Below are 16407 nucleotides of genomic sequence, written 5' to 3'. Positions count from 1 at the left end.
AGCAGCAGGCAACGCCCAGATTGTGAGACTCAGGGGCATTGAACCCCTTCGTCTCACCGCCTATCCTCCATCCCGCCAAGCTGCGCTGTGGCGGGAGTACCCCAGAGGTTCTGATGGGGAGTCGGGATCCCCGCCCAACGCCCCAGCTCCGTGATGGCGCCGACAATGCTCTCGATCTCCGTCGGTTGCCCCCGCTCGATATCCTGCAGCATCGAGGTGCGATGGGAGCCCACACGGGCTGCATCCTTCAGCCGCTCTTCCAAAGAGACCGGCAGCCGGATCCCAAATGCTTGGGCCACCGCCTCGGTTTCCTGCATCGCCGACCGAACCAAAGCATGGGTGGGCGGGTACTGGGCAATTGCGTCTTGGGCCGCGCGGGTAAGGGCGCTGATGGGATTGAAGGCGGCGTTCCCCCAAAGTTTTTGCCAGATCTCGACCCGAATTTGGGAGGTGAGGGCCACAGAAAGCTGCCCCTGCTCAAAGATGGCCGCCAGAGAGCGCAGCCGCTCCGACAACGGCCCATCCGGCTCTCCCAGAATGTAGCGCCCGCCACCGGTATGCAAAACTACCCCCCGCTCTGCCAACTGCACGGCGATGTACACCACACAGCCGATCACCCGCTCGACTGGCAGATGCGCGGCGATCACCCCGCCCGGATCCACCGAAGTCAAGGAGCGCCCCTCAAACTCGCCGCCATGCCGGTAAAAGTACCACCGGGGGATACCATTCTGGACAACCACAACGGGGCTATCCGGGCCACACAGGGATCCCAATTGCGGGGCAAGCAGGGGCAAGCTGTGGGCCTTGACAGCAACGATCACCACATCTTGCCGCCCCAGCTCAGCCAAGTCGTCGCTGGCCGTCAGCCGCTCTACCCAAGCCACAGGGGGATCCCCCTGCCGGATCAGCTTCAAGCCTTGGCTGCGGATGGCCTGCAGGTGGGATCCCCGCGCCACCACACTGACTGAAAAGCCGGCGCGAGCCAGGCAAACGGCCAAATGCCCCCCGACTGCCCCGGCGCCGACGATGCCGATTTTCATGTTTTACCAAATGAGGAAATCCCTACTCGGCCCCGCCCTGGGTGATGCGCAAGATCCCGTATCCAAGCGCCACACCCACTAGGGTCAGGACGATGGAGAGCCCAGCAATGGTGAAGATCTCACTAGCCATAGATTCCTCTCAGGTGGATTGCCTCGCCCTTCAAGGATATCGGATCTTGTGCCTTCGGCCTTCCCCAGGGTGAGGCAGCCCCTCTAGCTCAATATCTCAGGAGAGAAAAACCGCAAAGATTACAGTCTGTGAAGATCCCAGCCACCTCGGACTTGATGGGAACGAGTCCCCCCCCTCTATAATGAAAGCAATTTACAAGTCTTTACTGGCGTAGGCTAAATTGTAATGCCGACAGCCGTGAAACTTGTTCGGTGGCCCTAGGGCGGCTCGTCGGGATCGCCACAGCTCTGCTGAGGATTCCAAGAGCAGTTCGGAACGCCAACAAAGCTGCCTGAAGCAGCGGTTGGTCAGTTCTGGCCAGGAATCCGTGCAGGGAAACCAAGGCGACAAGTTCGCAGACTGAGTCTTTATACCTAGGCACCAGTCTTGCTTCAAAGGAGCAAAATTTGTAGTTTCATTAATGTCCTCATCATGTTTTTAAGGAGAGGTTGAGATGACCATCGCAGTAGGGCGCGCGCGCCAGGAGCGAGGATGGTTCGACATCGTCGACGACTGGCTCAAGCGCGACAGATTCGTGTTTATCGGCTGGTCGGGGCTGCTGCTGTTTCCTTGCGCCTATTTGGCCCTGGGCGGCTGGCTGACCGGCACCACGTTTGTAACCTCTTGGTACACCCACGGGTTGGCCAGCTCCTACCTGGAGGGGTGCAACTTTTTGACGGTGGCCGTGTCCACCCCCGCCGACAGCATGGGGCACAGCCTGCTGCTGCTGTGGGGCCCGGAAGCCCAGGGGGACTTTACCCGCTGGTGCCAGATTGGCGGGCTGTGGACCTTTGTGGCCTTCCATGGGGCGCTGGGCCTGATTGGCTTTATGCTGCGGCAGTTTGAGATTGCCCGGCTGGTGGGGGTGCGGCCCTACAACGCCATTGCGTTTAGCGCGCCGATAGCGGTGTTTGTGAGCGTGTTTTTGATTTACCCGCTGGGGCAGAGCAGTTGGTTTTTTGCGCCCAGCTTTGGAGTGGCGGCGATTTTTCGGTTTTTGCTGTTTTTCCAGGGGTTCCACAACTGGACGCTGAACCCGTTCCACATGATGGGGGTGGCCGGCGTGTTGGGTGGAGCGCTGCTGTGTGCCATCCATGGGGCGACGGTGGAGAACACGCTCTACAAGGATGGGGAAGCGGCGAGCACGTTTCGGGCATTTGAGCCGACGCAGGCGGAAGAGACGTACTCGATGGTGACGGCGAACCGCTACTGGAGCCAGATTTTTGGGATAGCGTTTTCCAACAAGCGGTGGCTGCACTTTTTCATGTTGTTTGTGCCGGTAACGGGATTGTGGATGTCGAGCATTGGTGTGGTGGGGTTGGCGCTGAACCTGCGGGCGTATGACTTTATCAGTCAGGAGACGCGGGCGGCGGAAGACCCTGAGTTTGAGACGTTCTACACGAAGAACATTTTGCTCAACGAGGGGATTCGGGCCTGGATGGCGCCGCAGGACCAGCCGCACGAGCGCTTTGAGTTCCCCGAGGAAGTCCTGCCCCGCGGCAACGCGCTCTAAACTGGCGCTGGCTGTCGAACGCTTGAGTTCTCTCGATCCTTTACGTGAGAGCCGAGGCCGAGCGTTCGCCTATTCAAGTCTTGGATTGGATGGGTAGGCGCTCGGCCATTCCTAAGCTCCTTTGCTTTTCACCTCATATCTTTTGCTGTACTGTGACCTTTACTGTTTTCGGAGGCTGGCCTCAGTGACTTCAACGACGTTTGGTTCCGCAGCGATGCAGGATCGCACCCAGGGCGGGTTCGCCTGGTGGGCCGGGAATGCTCGCTTGATCAATCTTTCCGGTCGGCTTTTGGGCGCTCACGTAGCCCACGCCGGCCTGATCGTCTTCTGGGCGGGAGCGATGCTGCTGTTTGAGGTGGCTCACTTCACGCCGGATCGGCCCATGTACGAGCAGGGGCTGATCCTGATGCCCCACGTGGCCACTTTGGGCTGGGGAGTTGGCCCAGGCGGCGAGGTGATCGATACCTACCCCTACTTTGTGATCGGTGTGCTGCACCTGGTCTCCAGCGCGGTGCTGGGTCTGGGAGGCATTTATCACGCCGTGCGCGGCCCGGAAACCCTGGAGCAGTCTTTCCCCTTCTTCGGCTACGACTGGAAAGACAAGAACAAGATGACCACCATCCTGGGGATCCACCTGATCCTGTTGGGGTTGGGGGCTTTCCTATTGGTGGCCAAGGCCATGTGGTTTGGCGGTGTCTATGACACCTGGGCTCCAGGAGGTGGCGATGTGCGGGTGATCACCAACCCCACGCTCAACCCGGCGGTCATCTTCGGCTACCTGTTCAAGTCTCCCTTTGGCGGCGACGGCTGGATCATCAGCGTGGACAACATGGAGGATGTGATCGGCGGCCACATCTACATCGGCATCATCTGCATTGCCGGTGGGATCTGGCACATCCTCACCAAGCCTTTTGGCTGGGCCCGCCGTGCTCTTATCTGGTCGGGAGAGGCCTATCTCTCCTACAGCTTGGCGGCGGTCTCGCTGATGAGCTTTATTGCCACCTGCTACATCTGGTTCAACAACACCGTTTACCCCAGCGAGTTCTACGGCCCCACCGGCCCGGAAGCCTCGCAAGCCCAAGCCCTCACCTTTATCGTGCGCGACCAGCGCCTGGGGGCGAACATCGGCCAGGCCCAAGGCCCCACCGGTCTGGGTAAGTACCTGATGCGCTCTCCCACGGGCGAGATCATCTTCGGCGGTGAGACGATGCGCTTCTGGGATGTGCGGGCCCCTTGGAAAGAGCCGCTGCTGGGCCCCAATGGCTTGGATCTGGACAAGCTGAAGAACGACATCCAACCCTGGCAGGCCCGCCGTGCGGTAGAGTACATGACCCACGCGCCGCTGGGATCCCTGAACTCGGTGGGGGGTGTGGCTACCGAGATCAACACGGTGAACTTCACCAGCCCGCGCACCTGGCTGGCAGCCCACAACTTCATCTTCGGCTTCCTGTTCTTCGTCGGTCACCTGTGGCATGCTGGTCGCGCGCGCGCCGCTGCTGCCGGCTTTGAGAAGGGGATCAGCCGCGAGAACGAGCCGGTTTACCGGATGAAGCCGATCCGATAAGCCCGGAAGTCTCTCAGAGATCACAACCTTTGGCCCCCGGCAGGGGGCCTTTTTTTGGGGATCCCCCCTGCCGGGATGGACAGAGAGGGAAGCACGGGTAGAGACTGGGAAGGCCGAATGCGCAAATCAAGATGCACAAAGTTCCGGTTACGGTCATCACCGGATTTTTGGGATCCGGCAAGACCACTTTGATCCGTCACCTTTTGCTCAACAACCAGGGCCGCCGCATCGCCGTAGTGGTCAATGAGTTTGGCGAAGTGGGCATCGACGGCGAACTGCTGCGGGATTGCCAACTCTGCGAGGGAGGAGGCTCCATCCCCATTCTGGAGCTGGCCAACGGCTGCCTCTGCTGCACGGTGCAGGAGGAGTTCTTGCCGACCATGGAGGCTCTGCTGCGGCGGCGGGCAGAGCTGGACTGCATCCTGATTGAGACTTCAGGATTGGCCTTGCCCAAGCCGCTGGTGCAGGCTTTCCGCTGGCCCACCATTCGCACCGGCGCCACGGTGGATGCGGTGATTGCAGTGGTGGATGGCCAGGCCCTGGCTTCTGGGCAACTGGTGGGGGATCTGGCGGCGCTGGAGGCGCAGCGTCAGGCCGATGAGAGCCTGGATCACGAGACTCCCATTGAGGAGCTGTTTGAGGATCAGTTGAGCTGCGCTGATTTGGTGCTGCTGAGCAAGGTGGATCAGATCACGCCGAAGGAGCGAACCCAGGTGGAGAGCTGGCTGCGGCAACAATTGCGCCCTGAGGTTCGAGTTCTCCCCTGTGAGCGGGGCCAGGTTGCCCCAGAAGTGCTCTTGGGCTTCCAGGCGGCGGTGGAGGATCAGTTGGAGCGCCGCCCCAGCCACCACGACTTCGAGGAAGAGCACGAGCACGAAGCTTTTGAGTCTTTCTGCCTCAGCCTGGAGGGCAGCTATGAGCCGGGATCCCTAGTTGCCCAACTGCGTCAACTGGCTCAAGAGGAATGCCTCTACCGGGTAAAGGGGTTTGTGGCCGTGCCCCACAAGCCGATGCGCCTGGTGCTGCAGGGGGTGGGATCCCGATTTGAGACCTACTACGACCGCCCCTGGCGCCCGCAAGAGCCGCGGTTGACCCGCCTGGTGTTCATCGGCCAGAGGCTCGACCGGGAGCGCATTGCTGCTCAGCTTCAAGGCTTGGCTCACAGAGAAGCAGTGGCCTCTGCCGGCTGATCCCTGTCGGGATCCCTTACCCCTGGGGAGAGGGGAGTTGCGTGACTCTATCAAAGGTGGCCTAGAGGTAGGCGTCGAGAAGAGAGGCTACGGTAGGGAAGCGGCAGGGCAAGCCCAGCGCTGCTGGGGAGAGGGCCGGATAGACAAAGTGGCGGTGGCGCAGGCAGTACTCATCCCAGGCCGAAAGTCGCACCCGAAGTAGGAAGGCTAGGGCGCGAAATAGGCCGATGGGCAGGGGCAGGCGGAAATAAATCCGTTTTTTAAAATAGGCGCACACCTGCTCTACGCATTCATCCACCGACAAGGGGGGGTTGCCCAACACCCAATCCCCTCCCCCCGGCGGATGGGCCACCCAATGGGCCACCATCTCGGCCACATCGGCAGCGTGGATGAAGTGGAAGCTGGCATCCACCCGCAAAAAGCGGATCAAATCCAGCCAGCGGAGCACCTCCTTGAGGCCGGCGGTGATGTGGGAGTAGGGGTGGTGGGGGCTGCCGCCAAACAGCAGGGTGGGGTAGAGGGTGAGCAGGCGATCTGGCCAGAAGCTGCTTTCCTGCCGTCGCAGCAGCATCGCGTACTTGCTGCGGATGTAGTCGGTGCCGGCCTGGCCGGCGATGGCCAAAGGTTCTAACGCTTGATTCAAAAGGCTGGCAGTGGAAAAGTAGATCACCTGCTGACAGCGCTCCGGATCCAACAAGCTGAGCAACTCCAAGGTGTGGGTGACGTTCACCGCCCAGGTCAGGGTGGGATCCCCCCAAGCCGCCGCCATGTGGATCAACCCATCCATCTGCCGCAGCAGGGCGGCGTGTTGCCGAATGCGCAGGAGATCGCCGGCCACCAGGGTGATGGGGGCAGGCAAACGCTCCGGGGGCAACCGCAGGCGGCTGGGGTTGCGGATAAGAATGTACAGGTGGTAGGCGGGCTGCTCCGGAAACTCGGGATCCCTTTGTTGGGCCAGGCGCTCCAACACATAATGCCCCAGACAGCCGCTAGCGCCGGTAAGAAACAGGTTTCGCAAGAGATCTTCCCAACGGCAACTCATCGAAAAAGCTTCTGACTAGTCTACCGCCTTAGCTTGCGCCTGCCGGATTGGCTTAACCCCCAATTCCCCTAACGGGCAACTGCGCCCTGTTCCAAGCCAGGCAGCAACCTGGAAATTTGGCCGCGAGAATGGCAGCATAGTTCGACAGGGATCCCACTCCCAGGGAGATTTGGACCTCGCTCAACTCGACTTCTGCCTGTGGCCGCAACCTCTTCTCCCCCTGCTGGACGGGTGTTCAGCCTTTGGCCTCCCCTAGCCCTTGTTTTGCAGCGGCTGGTCCAAGCGGTGCCGGTGCTGCTGCTGATCACGGTGCTCAGCTTTTTGCTCCTGCAACTGGCCCCCGGCGATTTTTTGGATCCCTTGCGGGCGGATCCCAGTATCAGCCAGGAGTTTATCGCCCAGGAAGAGGCGCGGCTGGGCTTGGATAAACCCTTGCTTTGGCAGTATTTGACCTGGCTGGGCAATCTGCTGCAGGGGGATTTTGGCGTCAGCTACACCTATCGCGTGCCAGTAGCGCAGCTCATCCTCTCCCGCGCCGGCGCCACCCTGCTGTTGGCAGTGTGCTCCGTTTTGCTGACTTGGATGATCGCCATTCCGCTGGGGATCCTGGGGGCGCTGCAGCAGAACACTCCTCTGGATCGGGCGTTGCAGTTGCTCAGCTACCTGGGGCAGGCCATGCCCAGCTTTGTGCTGGCCATTTTGCTGCTGATCGTGGCCCAAAACGTGGGCTGGCTGCCGGTGGGCGGGATGACCAGTGTTTATTTTGCCGAGCTGGGTTGGGGGGGAAAGCTGCTGGATCTGGGCCGTCACCTGCTCTTGCCCACGCTGGCCCTGAGCATCACCAGCTTTGCCGGGCTGCAGCGGATTACCCGCGGCAACTTCTTGGACGTGCTGCGGCAGGAATACATCCAGGCGGCGCGGGCGCGTGGGATCCCGGAATGGCGGGTGATCTGGCTGCATGCATTGCGCAACGCCGTCAACCCCTTGATCACGATCTTGGGCTTTGAGTTTGCCAATTTGCTCAGCGGCTCTTTTATTGCCGAGTTTTTCTTCAACTGGCCGGGGCTGGGCAAGCTGCTCTTGGAAGCGGTCCAGAGCTTCGACATCAACGTGGTGATGGCCGGGCTTTTGCTGGGGGCCGTGATGCTCATTCTGGGCAATTTGTTGGCCGATCTGCTCTTGATGTGGGTGGATCCCCGGATCCGACCTGAGTCTTTGCTTTAGGGGCTTTGGATCCTTCCCCAAGAGCTCAGGTTTCCTGTTGTACATTGGGTTCAAGTTGGAAAACGAGGGATCCCCCATGCACTTTCAACCCGACGGCGCTCTGGACGACAGCTTACCTGGGGTAGCTGCGGAAGCAGTGGTTTGGAATGCGCTGCGGCAGGCCCTGGGATCCGATCCCGGCTACCTCCTCCATCAGTTCAGTATCTATAACCATCAGGGCCACGTCACGGCCAAGCCCGACATCCTATTGATTCATTTTGAACTGGGCTTTTGGGTTTTCGAGTGTAAGGGCTGCAACCTTTACAATATCGAAGCCATCGACGGCAGCCAGTGGCGCATGCGGGAGTGGCACAGGGAAACCGAGACCCCCTTGGGGCAGGCCGATAACCAAATGTTTCAGATCAAGAATTGGCTGCAGCAAAATCCGGAAACCCGGCCTCTCCAAGCTCGCGTTGCCTGGCAATATCGGCTGGCTTTGCCTCGCATTCGGCGACAAGAATGGCAGGAGCGCTTCGGGGATCCCCCGTTTCTCGGGGCGCTGCTTTTTGCAGATGATTTGGAGCATCCAGAGCAGTTGCGGCAGACTCTGTATGCGGCCAAAAAGGCCAATGGCGCTCCTCTCAACGCCACAGAATGGGAAGTGATCCTCAAAACGTTGGGAATAAAGTTGGGGGATCCCGGCGATGACCCAATATCTTACAGCTACGATCCCCAGGCGGTGATCCGTCGCGTCCAAGAGCAGATCTTTAAGCTTGATGAAGACCAACGCAAAATTGCCACCCAATATCCTGAGGGGCCACAGCGGTTGCGGGGCCTGGCGGGGACAGGCAAAACGGTAGTCTTGACTCGCAGAGCGGCCAAGATCCACGCCGACCACCCCGATTGGGACATTGCGGTAGTTTTTTACACCCGCTCTCTCTATCACCAAATTCGCGAGCAAATCTCAAAGGTCTGTCAGAGCAAGTTTGACCTTGAGCCGGACTGGAAAAAGATCCAGGTGATGCACGCCTGGGGATCCCAAAATCAAACTGGGTTCTATCGATTGCTCGCTAACGAATGTGGCTTAACGCCCAAAAGCTTGGAGCGGGCAAAGGCAGAGCTAAGGGATAAAAATGACTATACAACTGAGCCCTTCGACTACGTCTGCGAAAAGTTAGAAAAAGAAGCCAAGGAAATCCCTCAGCTCTTCGATGTTATTTTGATCGATGAAGGTCAAGATTTGCCCCCTGCCTTTTACCGTTTAGCCTATCGGGCTTTACGGGATCCCAAACGGCTCTATTGGGCCTATGACGAAGCCCAGGGCATTGGCTCGCTGACGGTGCCAGGAATAGCCGAGCTATTCGGGCGCGACGAGACAGGCAAGCCCAAAGTGCAGTTGGGAGGGCGGGCCACTGTGTTGCCCCATTGCTACCGCACTCCGAAGATTATTCTCATGGCTGCCCATGCCATCAACATGGGTCTTTTGCGTGGAGACCAGCCTTTGCAGGGAGTTACTCAAAAAGGGCAGTGGGAAAATTTAGGTTACGAAGTGGTAGAAGGCGATTTTCGTAAGCCTGGATCCACAATTACCCTCACCCGCAAGGCTTGCCATCCCATCGATCAAGAAGACTTTGAGCCCAAGGTGGATCCGCAATCGCTGCTAATCTGGCGCACCTTCCCTTCTGAGGAAGAGGAGCAGAATTGGATTGCCCAACAAATCGAGCGCGACCTGAAGCAGTGGAGTTTTCAGCCGGAGGATCTCCTGGTTACCGGTGTAGGCAGCTTCAAGAAGAGCAGACCTTATTGGGAAAGCCTGAAGGCCAAGCTCAAACAAAGAGGAATTAGAGCTCTCATAGCCGGCGAAGATGCCGGTCAGGATATTTTCCGCTTGCCGGGGCATGTCACCCTAGCGGGGATCTTCCGGGCCAAAGGCAATGAAGCTTGGAAAGTCTACGTTTGCCAGTTTCAAAACGCCACCGAACCGGGGCTCAGTGTGGAAGAGCAACTGCGCCGGCGCAACCAAGCTTTTGTGGCCTTGACACGCACCAAGATCTGGTGTGTCGTGACAGGGATCTCCCCCCAAGACCACCTGGCCCCCGCCTTTCAAGAGCTGCAGCAGGCCAAGGAACAGTACCCCTATCTACGCTTCCCGGCCTTTAATAAGGGATCCCTGCGGCGAATTCATGAAATAGATCCGGACTCGGAAGGCGTCTGATAGGCTACCATCTGCCCTCGAGCGAGCTCAGCTCTGCCATCGCTTTTGCCATGTCGTCCAAGTCGTTTACTCGCTCCTCAATAGCTGCAAGAATTTCGTCGTAGGCGGTGGCAGAAACGGAGCTGAAGCCCAGGGATCCCTTTCCAAACCCAGAGGGATGGGCGGCAAAGTTGCTGCAGCCTGTTGCTTGGCGAGCTTGATTAAGGCGGGCGATCTCTTGGGCCAAAAGATCCCGTTTGCAGCGGAGTTGGTCAATTTTCGCAACGTACTCTTTCAAAAGTTGTACAAGCTCTTGTTTTTTGGCTTGCAAGTCTTCTATTGAGGCTTTTAGATTCTGCTCTTCTGTACGCAATTGTGAAAGCAATTCTTGCTGAGCTTGGATCTGGGATCCCAACTCAAAATAGGTTTGAGCATCAGTTCCATCGCCGGCTTTCTCTTCCTGCCGAAGGGGTGTCCAATTGGCAAGAGCAGCCCGCAGATCGGCCAGCTCGTTTTGCAGGTGCTGTAAACCTAGCTCTTGCCGGCTTTTGAGGTGCTCCAGAGATTGCTCCAGCAGGTGGATTTTGGCTTTGGACTCACTCCCAGCCAGGGCGGAGGCGAGGTAGCCGGTCATGCCCGTAGCCAAAGCGGCTGCCCCCGACTGCCACAGGGATCCGCCGGATCCCAGGCTGCCGAGGGCCACGGCAAGGCCAGCCAAAGCGGGAAAAGCATTGACCCAAAGCTGGCGAGGGGGAGAAGACGGCATCGTCGGCCCCAGAAACAGGTTTTCATTGATCCTAACTGCTGTTTGGGGAGGTTTCCTCACCCGCAGCCCTTCTCCCTTGAGGAGCTAGCAACGCAACTTGCAGCAACAGGGCTGCCGGGATCCCTTAGCCGATGCTGAGGCTGCTGATGTTGCACCGTCCCAGGGCAGGTGCCGTTCGCCTCACCAAGCCCGTCAGCACATTGCCAGGGCCGATTTCCCACACCTCTCGGATGCCGTCGGCGGCCATCTGCAGCACCGTTTCTCGCCAGCGGACTGGGGCAGTCATCTGAGACAGCAGTGCCTGCTTGAGGACCTGGGGATCTCGGCTAGCGGCAGCCGTGTAATTGCTGTAGACCGGCACTCGCGGAGCCTGAAAGTCAACCTCGCGCAAGGTGTGGGCAAAGGTTTCCGCCGCCGCCTGCATCAAGGGCGAGTGGAAGGCGCCGCTGACTTTGAGGGGAACGGTGCGCTTGGCCTGCAACTGCTCACAGATGGCCTGCACCCCCTCGACCGAGCCGCTGATCACGACCTGATCCGGGCTGTTGTCGTTGGCAATGACCACATCGGGAGTCATCTGGCACAGGTGCTCCAGCTTGTCGCGATCAAACCCAATCAGCGCCGCCATGCTGCCGGGGGGATCCCCTGCAGCTTCCATCAACTGGCCCCGCAGCGCCACCAGCCGCAGGCCAGTCTCAAAATCAAATACCCCCGCGGCGTAGAGGGCGCTATATTCTCCCAAGCTGTGGCCGGCTGTACAGGCGGGAGCCTGACCCTGAGCGTAGAGATAGTCCGTCAGCAGGGCCGATACAGTGAATAAAGCCGGCTGCGTGTAGCCGGTCTGATGGATCTGCTCTTCCGAGAGCGCCAGGGGATCCCATCCCAGCACCTCGCGGGCCACAGCCAACTTGCGGGCCGCCCCTGGCCAATCTTGTAAATCCCTTCCCATGCCCACGACTTGGGATCCCTGACCGGGATAGATCCAGGCAACGCTCATCAGTTCAATACTCTCCAACTCATCTGCCCCAACGAAAGACAATTGCTCCCCAGGTGAGGCCGGCGCCGAAGCCAGCCATCACCCCCAAATCCCCAGGGCCAAACCGCCTTTGGCCAATCCAGTCGGCCAGCGCAATCGGCACCGAGGCGCCGGAGGTGTTGCCGTAGCGCTCCAGAACGCTGGCCACCCGCTGGGGATCCAACTGCAGCCGCTTGGCCACAGCATCGAGGATGCGCTGGTTGGCCTGGTGGATGAAGTAGCCTTGCACGGCTGCTGCGGCAATCCCAGCTCGAAAGAGAGCCTTCTCGATAATCTCCGGCACCGCTTGGACGGCGAACTTGTACACCTCACGGCCGTTCATGGCGATGGGGCAGCAGCGGTATTGACCCACCTGCAGGGATCCCACCAGGGGCCTGGCCTCGGTGGCCATGGCCAGGCTGAGCAGCTCGCTGCCACTGCCATCGCTGCGCAGCTCGATGCTGAGGATGCCGCCGTCCCCCTCTCTTGCGGCTTCCAGCACCACCGCCCCTGCCCCGTCCCCAAATAGGACACAGGTGGTGCGATCTGTCCAGTCCACTGTGCGAGAGAGTACGTCCGCCGCCACCACCAGCGCCCGCCGGTACAGCCCGGTTTGCAGAAACTGGGCCGCCGTGGCCACAGCAAACACAAACCCTGTACAGGCTGCCGTCAGGTCAAAAGCCACCGCCCGTGTCGCCCCCAGCGCTGCTTGCACCCGCGGAGCGGAGCCGAAGCGATCGACGCCGGTGGAGGTGGCCAGGAGGATTAGATCCAGCTCCTGGGGCGGGATGCCGGCCTGCGCCAGGGCAGCCTTTGCCGCTTGCGCCGCCAAATCCACCAGGCTGAGGTCGGGGGGCAGGATGCGCCGTTGGCGAATGCCGGTGCGGGGCCAGATCCACTCGTCGGAAGTCTCCACGATCTGGCTGAGGTCGTCGTTGCTCAGGCAGGGAGTCGGCAGGGCAGCCCCCACCCCCACCAGCCGCACGCTCGGGAGGCCATTGCTGGGCATGAACGCTATCCTTCCACCCGATCCAGGGATCCTACCGGCAGGGCTTCTGGACTGGGGTTAGAGGCTGAGGCCAGAGGAGGAGCATTCTGTCCGGCATTGACTTTGGATGGGTGAGAGTCGGCCATTTCCGCTTGCAGCCGCTGTAGGATCTTCTGCTCCGCCGCCTCTTTGGCCAGGCGAATGGCATGGTAGACCATCGCCGCCTTGGAGCTGCCGTGGGTAATGACGCAGATGCCGTTCACCCCCAGCAACAAAGCGCCGCCGTATTCCACATAGTCCATGCGCCGCTTCACCTGCTTCAGATTGGGCTGCAGCAGCCAGCAGCCCAGCTTGCCACGCCAGCCGCGGGGCAACTCCTCCCGCAGCACCTGGGTGATCACCTGGCCGACGCTCTCGGCAAACTTGAGCAGGGCGTTGCCCACAAAGCCGTCGCACACCACCACATCAAAGTCCCCCGTCAGCACGTCTCGCCCCTCGGCGTTGCCGGCAAAGTGAATCCCCGGCAACTGGGTCAGGCGCTGATGGGTGGCCAGGGCCAGGTCGTTGCCCTTGTTGGGCTCCTCGCCAATGTTGAGCAGGCCCACCCGCGGCTTCTCAATCCCCAGCACGCACTGGCAGTAGAGGGATCCCATGCGGGCAAATTGTTCCAAGAAGCGGGGCCGGCAGTCCACGTTGGCTCCCACATCCAAAAGCAAGACCGGCTTGCCCTTCAAAGTGGGCAAAAGAGCACCGATGGCCGGGCGGTCGATCCCCGCCAATCGGCCCAAGTTGAGGTAGGCAGCGGCCATCGTAGCCCCAGTGTTGCCGGCAGCCACCACTGCATCTGCCTGCTTGGCGCGCACCTGTTGCATGGAGACGTTGATAGAGGCTTGCGGCTTCCTGCGCACCGCCAGGGGCTCTTCCGCCATGCCCACTACCTCCTCAGCGGGCACGACGGTGATCCCAGGAGGCAGGGGCCGGGGCAAGAAAGGCTCAAGCGCGTCTGGACGGCCGACCAGCGCAATCCCCACCTGAAGATAGCGATGGGCCAGCAGGGCGCCCTTGATGATCTCTTCGGGAGCGTAGTCACCTCCCATCGCATCAACTGCAATTCGCACGAGCTGACCTCACACTGGAACACTCCTGACAGATAAAATGCGGGGATCTCCGCTGCTCCTCTGCCTCGAGAAGTTGGGATCCCGCTATCTACAAGGCGCTACCGAATTTTACCAGATTTGCTCTCTTTGGTTGAGGCCGTCAAGCTCTTGACACTCCCAGCGCCTGAAGGCAGGGGATTCTTACGCAGCCCAAAATGGACTGGCGAAGGCGCTGTCAAGACGCCCCTAGATAGTCTTTTGAGGCATAACCTCAAAGTTCTGCTTACTTCGGAGGACTTCAGTTCCTCCAGGTTAGTCATTGCCGCGCGGGTTTGGCACCGCAGTAGGTTGTTTTCCTGGAGAAGCTCTAAAGAAGCAACTAAAGTGGCTCAAGGGCTTTTCCGCCCCGTCCTCAAGTACGGGGCTACCAAGCTATCCTTTTGTGTCAAAAGGAATGTGTGGGCACTGCCTGCCTGCTTGGGAAGACGACAGGACACAGCTCCTTACCGCTGGGTGAGGGCGGCCAGGAGCGATTGCACCTGCTGGACATGGGCGCTGGCCGTGGAGCCCCTTTCTTGATATTGAGCCAGCTCTGCCTCCAACTGAGCCAGTTGTTCCGCTAACTCCGCCCAGCGATCTCGCTCGGGGTAGAGGGTGGCCTGCAGATGGTTGAGGCGGCCCCAGGTTTCTGCCATCGCCTGGGTGCGGGCCCGCAGGGATCCCTCCTCTTGCTGCAACTGTTGCCACTGCTGCTGCAATTCCTGCTGCTGGCGGGCCAGTTGCTCTTGTTGAAAGGGCAGAGAGGATTCCAGTTGGTGGACGAGGGTTTGCAGGCGGCTTTTTTCTTGGAGAAGCTCCTGCTTCTGGCTGCCGATCTGCTCCAGGATCGGCCCGATATCGACCTGAACTGGGGCGGCAGCCTGATTTTGAAGCTGCCTAAGGCGGGCTTCCTGGCGGGCCAGCTCCTCGTATTCCCGTTGCAGGTTTTTCTCCTGAGGCAGCAGGGCTTCCTCTAGGGCGCTGCAGGCAGACTGGGCGTAGTCGATATCCAGTTCGATGTCGAACCGCTCCTCCGGAGAGGCGGTGGCCAGCCGCTCTTGCAGCTCCCGCAGGGTTTGCCGGTTTTGCTCCAGCTCGGCCCGCTGTTGGCTGACTTGGGCTGCCCGCTGCTCGTAATCTCGGCGCAGTTGGCTCACCAAGGCCGCCAGCTCCTCGACCGAGATCGCAGACCCTGAGGCACCTGACCCGCCGTTGCTGCTGCCATCGACGATGAAGTCGTACTCCTGCACCAGGCGATAGGCTTTTTGGTACAAGCTCTCTTGGGATTGCAACTGCTGAAGGATCCTCTGCAGTTGCTCCTGATAGGCTCGCAGGGATCCCTGGCGGGCATGCCATTCGGCTTGGCTCTGCTCCAGGGATCGTTGGGATCCGCACCAGGCGGCGCAGCGCTCCCGCCAGGCATGGTAGTCTTGATCCAGCTCCTCCTGTTGAGCGTGGGCCTGCTGACGTTCTTGCTCCAGTTGGGCAATCTCTTGATTGAAGTGATCCTGCTGCTGCTGAACCTGGCTTTTTAAACTCTGGAGAAGAGCCAAGGGATTCGCAGAGAAATGTAAACTCTCCTGAACTTCTTGCAACAAAATCTGGAGCTGGACCGCTTCTGCTTCCCCCAGCCGGCTGGAGCGGGCCTCTTGCAACTGAGCTTCCAGTTCCTGCCGTTGCCGGTTCAGGGCTTCTCGCTGTTCTCCGATCAGGCGCTGCTGCTCGGCCAGGTAGGCCTGCTGGGCTGCCAACTCCTCTTTGAGGCTGTCTAGAAGCTTGCGCTCTTCCTCCACGCCCTTGTATTGCTCGTACAGCCGCCGCACCTCCTCTTCTTGGGCTGCCAGCTCCATCTCGCGGCGGGTCAGCTCATGCGCCTGAAAGGTGAGGGACTTGCGCCAATTTTCAATCTCTTCCTCTTGGCTGCGGGCTTTGAGCTGAAGTTGGCTGAAGTTTTGTAGGTAGGTCACCAGTTGGCGAGCGGCTTCGTTGATGCGGGTAATCTGACGGCTGCCTGTGATTTCTGCCAGCACCAAGGCCCCATCCTTGAAGCGCCCGGCCTCCTGGGCGATGCGGCCCTCTAGAGTAATCGATTCTTCGTTCACGGCCACCCAGGTGTTGTCCTGCTGCTGCTTGGCTAGCAATTGCAGCGACGATTTGGCAAACCCAATCGGCTTGGATAGCTCTGCCAGGTACAGCACGCCCGAACTCCTTCAAAACAGCATGGACAGCAATATCCCAAACTCTGCCTCAGCCGAGCCTTTGCCCACAGTTGGGCAAGATGGGGAGACGAAACGGCTGCCGGAGCAAGGCACCCCGGGGCGCGAAAACCTGCGTCAAGCCTCTCGCTTGACCCGGGTTGACTTGGATCTGTCTCGAGCCATCTCGTCCTGAGCAGCACCTTTGTCTTGCCTCAAGCAGCGCCTCCGCCGGCTCTCTGCTTAACTGGCAGTCTAACCGGCATCGGCTGCTGCTCAGCCCTAAACTCAACCATAGAGTAAAAAAAACACCTTTGCCAGAGGCGGTTTGGGGATATTCGGAGTAGCTATTCAAACCGACAGCAGCACACTAGAGTAGTTTAGGGTGAGGTGTA

The 16407-nt window shown here is 59.9% G+C and carries 13 protein-coding genes; 5 read left to right on the top strand and 8 right to left on the bottom strand.

Annotation, left to right across the window (positions count from 1 at the left end; translation table 11 throughout):
* Window positions 1–53: 53 nt before the first annotated feature.
* Entirely contained in the window at window positions 54–1040 is a 987-nt protein-coding gene (locus NW846_RS09535) for a ketopantoate reductase family protein (protein ID WP_414348653.1), read from the bottom strand.
* A gap of 22 nt (window positions 1041–1062) precedes the next feature.
* A complete protein-coding gene (locus tag NW846_RS09530) occupies window positions 1063–1170 on the bottom strand; it encodes a PetM family cytochrome b6-f complex subunit 7 (RefSeq protein WP_011431156.1) in 108 nt (35 codons plus the stop codon).
* Between the two features lie 493 nt (window positions 1171–1663).
* On the opposite strand from NW846_RS09530, the gene psbD reads away from it, so the two are divergent.
* From psbD to cobW, 3 genes are all read left to right on the top strand, one after another.
* Window positions 1664–2722 carry a photosystem II D2 protein (photosystem q(a) protein) gene (gene psbD / locus NW846_RS09525; RefSeq protein WP_011431157.1) on the top strand — a complete coding sequence of 353 codons (1059 nt, stop codon included), beginning with the start codon at window positions 1664–1666 and terminating at the stop codon, window positions 2720–2722.
* Window positions 2723–2936: 214 nt separating this feature from the next.
* The gene (gene psbC / locus NW846_RS09520) at window positions 2937–4286 is read left to right on the top strand and encodes a photosystem II reaction center protein CP43 (RefSeq protein WP_041438536.1); all 1350 of its coding nucleotides are present in this window, start codon (window positions 2937–2939) and stop codon (window positions 4284–4286) included.
* 131 nt (window positions 4287–4417) lie between these two features.
* Window positions 4418–5476 carry a cobalamin biosynthesis protein CobW gene (gene cobW, locus NW846_RS09515; RefSeq protein WP_011431159.1) on the top strand — a complete coding sequence of 353 codons (1059 nt, stop codon included), beginning with the start codon at window positions 4418–4420 and terminating at the stop codon, window positions 5474–5476.
* A gap of 61 nt (window positions 5477–5537) precedes the next feature.
* On the opposite strand, the gene NW846_RS09510 is transcribed toward cobW, so the two are convergent.
* Window positions 5538–6494: an NAD-dependent epimerase/dehydratase family protein gene (locus tag NW846_RS09510; protein WP_414515834.1), complete on the bottom strand. Its 957-nt coding sequence runs from the start codon at window positions 6492–6494 to the stop codon at window positions 5538–5540.
* A gap of 222 nt (window positions 6495–6716) precedes the next feature.
* Here NW846_RS09510 and NW846_RS09505 point away from each other — a divergent pair, with 222 nt between their 5' ends.
* Window positions 6717–7742: an ABC transporter permease gene (locus NW846_RS09505; RefSeq protein WP_011431161.1), complete on the top strand. Its 1026-nt coding sequence runs from the start codon at window positions 6717–6719 to the stop codon at window positions 7740–7742.
* Between the two features lie 76 nt (window positions 7743–7818).
* Window positions 7819–9936, top strand: a complete 2118-nt coding sequence (locus NW846_RS09500; RefSeq protein WP_071813564.1) for a DEAD/DEAH box helicase — start codon at window positions 7819–7821, stop codon at window positions 9934–9936.
* A 4-nt stretch (window positions 9937–9940) separates the two neighbouring features.
* Here NW846_RS09500 and NW846_RS09495 read toward each other — a convergent pair whose 3' ends face one another.
* The 5 genes from NW846_RS09495 to hmpF all read right to left on the bottom strand — a co-directional run bounded on the left by NW846_RS09495 (window position 9941) and on the right by hmpF (window position 16015).
* Window positions 9941–10681 carry a hypothetical protein gene (locus NW846_RS09495; RefSeq protein ID WP_011431163.1) on the bottom strand — a complete coding sequence of 247 codons (741 nt, stop codon included), beginning with the start codon at window positions 10679–10681 and terminating at the stop codon, window positions 9941–9943.
* Between the two features lie 124 nt (window positions 10682–10805).
* Window positions 10806–11675: an ACP S-malonyltransferase gene (gene fabD, locus NW846_RS09490; protein WP_414347184.1), complete on the bottom strand. Its 870-nt coding sequence runs from the start codon at window positions 11673–11675 to the stop codon at window positions 10806–10808.
* A gap of 19 nt (window positions 11676–11694) precedes the next feature.
* Complete coding sequence (locus NW846_RS09485) at window positions 11695–12702, bottom strand: beta-ketoacyl-ACP synthase III (protein ID WP_011431165.1); 1008 nt, start codon at window positions 12700–12702, stop codon at window positions 11695–11697.
* 5 nt (window positions 12703–12707) lie between these two features.
* Complete coding sequence (gene plsX / locus NW846_RS09480) at window positions 12708–13799, bottom strand: phosphate acyltransferase PlsX (protein ID WP_414347182.1); 1092 nt, start codon at window positions 13797–13799, stop codon at window positions 12708–12710.
* Window positions 13800–14281: 482 nt separating this feature from the next.
* The gene (gene hmpF / locus NW846_RS09475; RefSeq protein WP_414347180.1) at window positions 14282–16015 is read right to left on the bottom strand and encodes a pilus motility taxis protein HmpF; all 1734 of its coding nucleotides are present in this window, start codon (window positions 16013–16015) and stop codon (window positions 14282–14284) included.
* Between the last annotated feature and the right edge of the window lie 392 nt (window positions 16016–16407).

The organism is Synechococcus sp. W60.3 (assembly GCF_047502615.1).
Taxonomy (GTDB): Bacteria; Cyanobacteriota; Cyanobacteriia; order Thermostichales; family Thermostichaceae; genus Thermostichus.
Note: the sequence above shows the minus strand (reverse complement) of the source record. Positions and strands in the feature narration are given on the sequence as shown.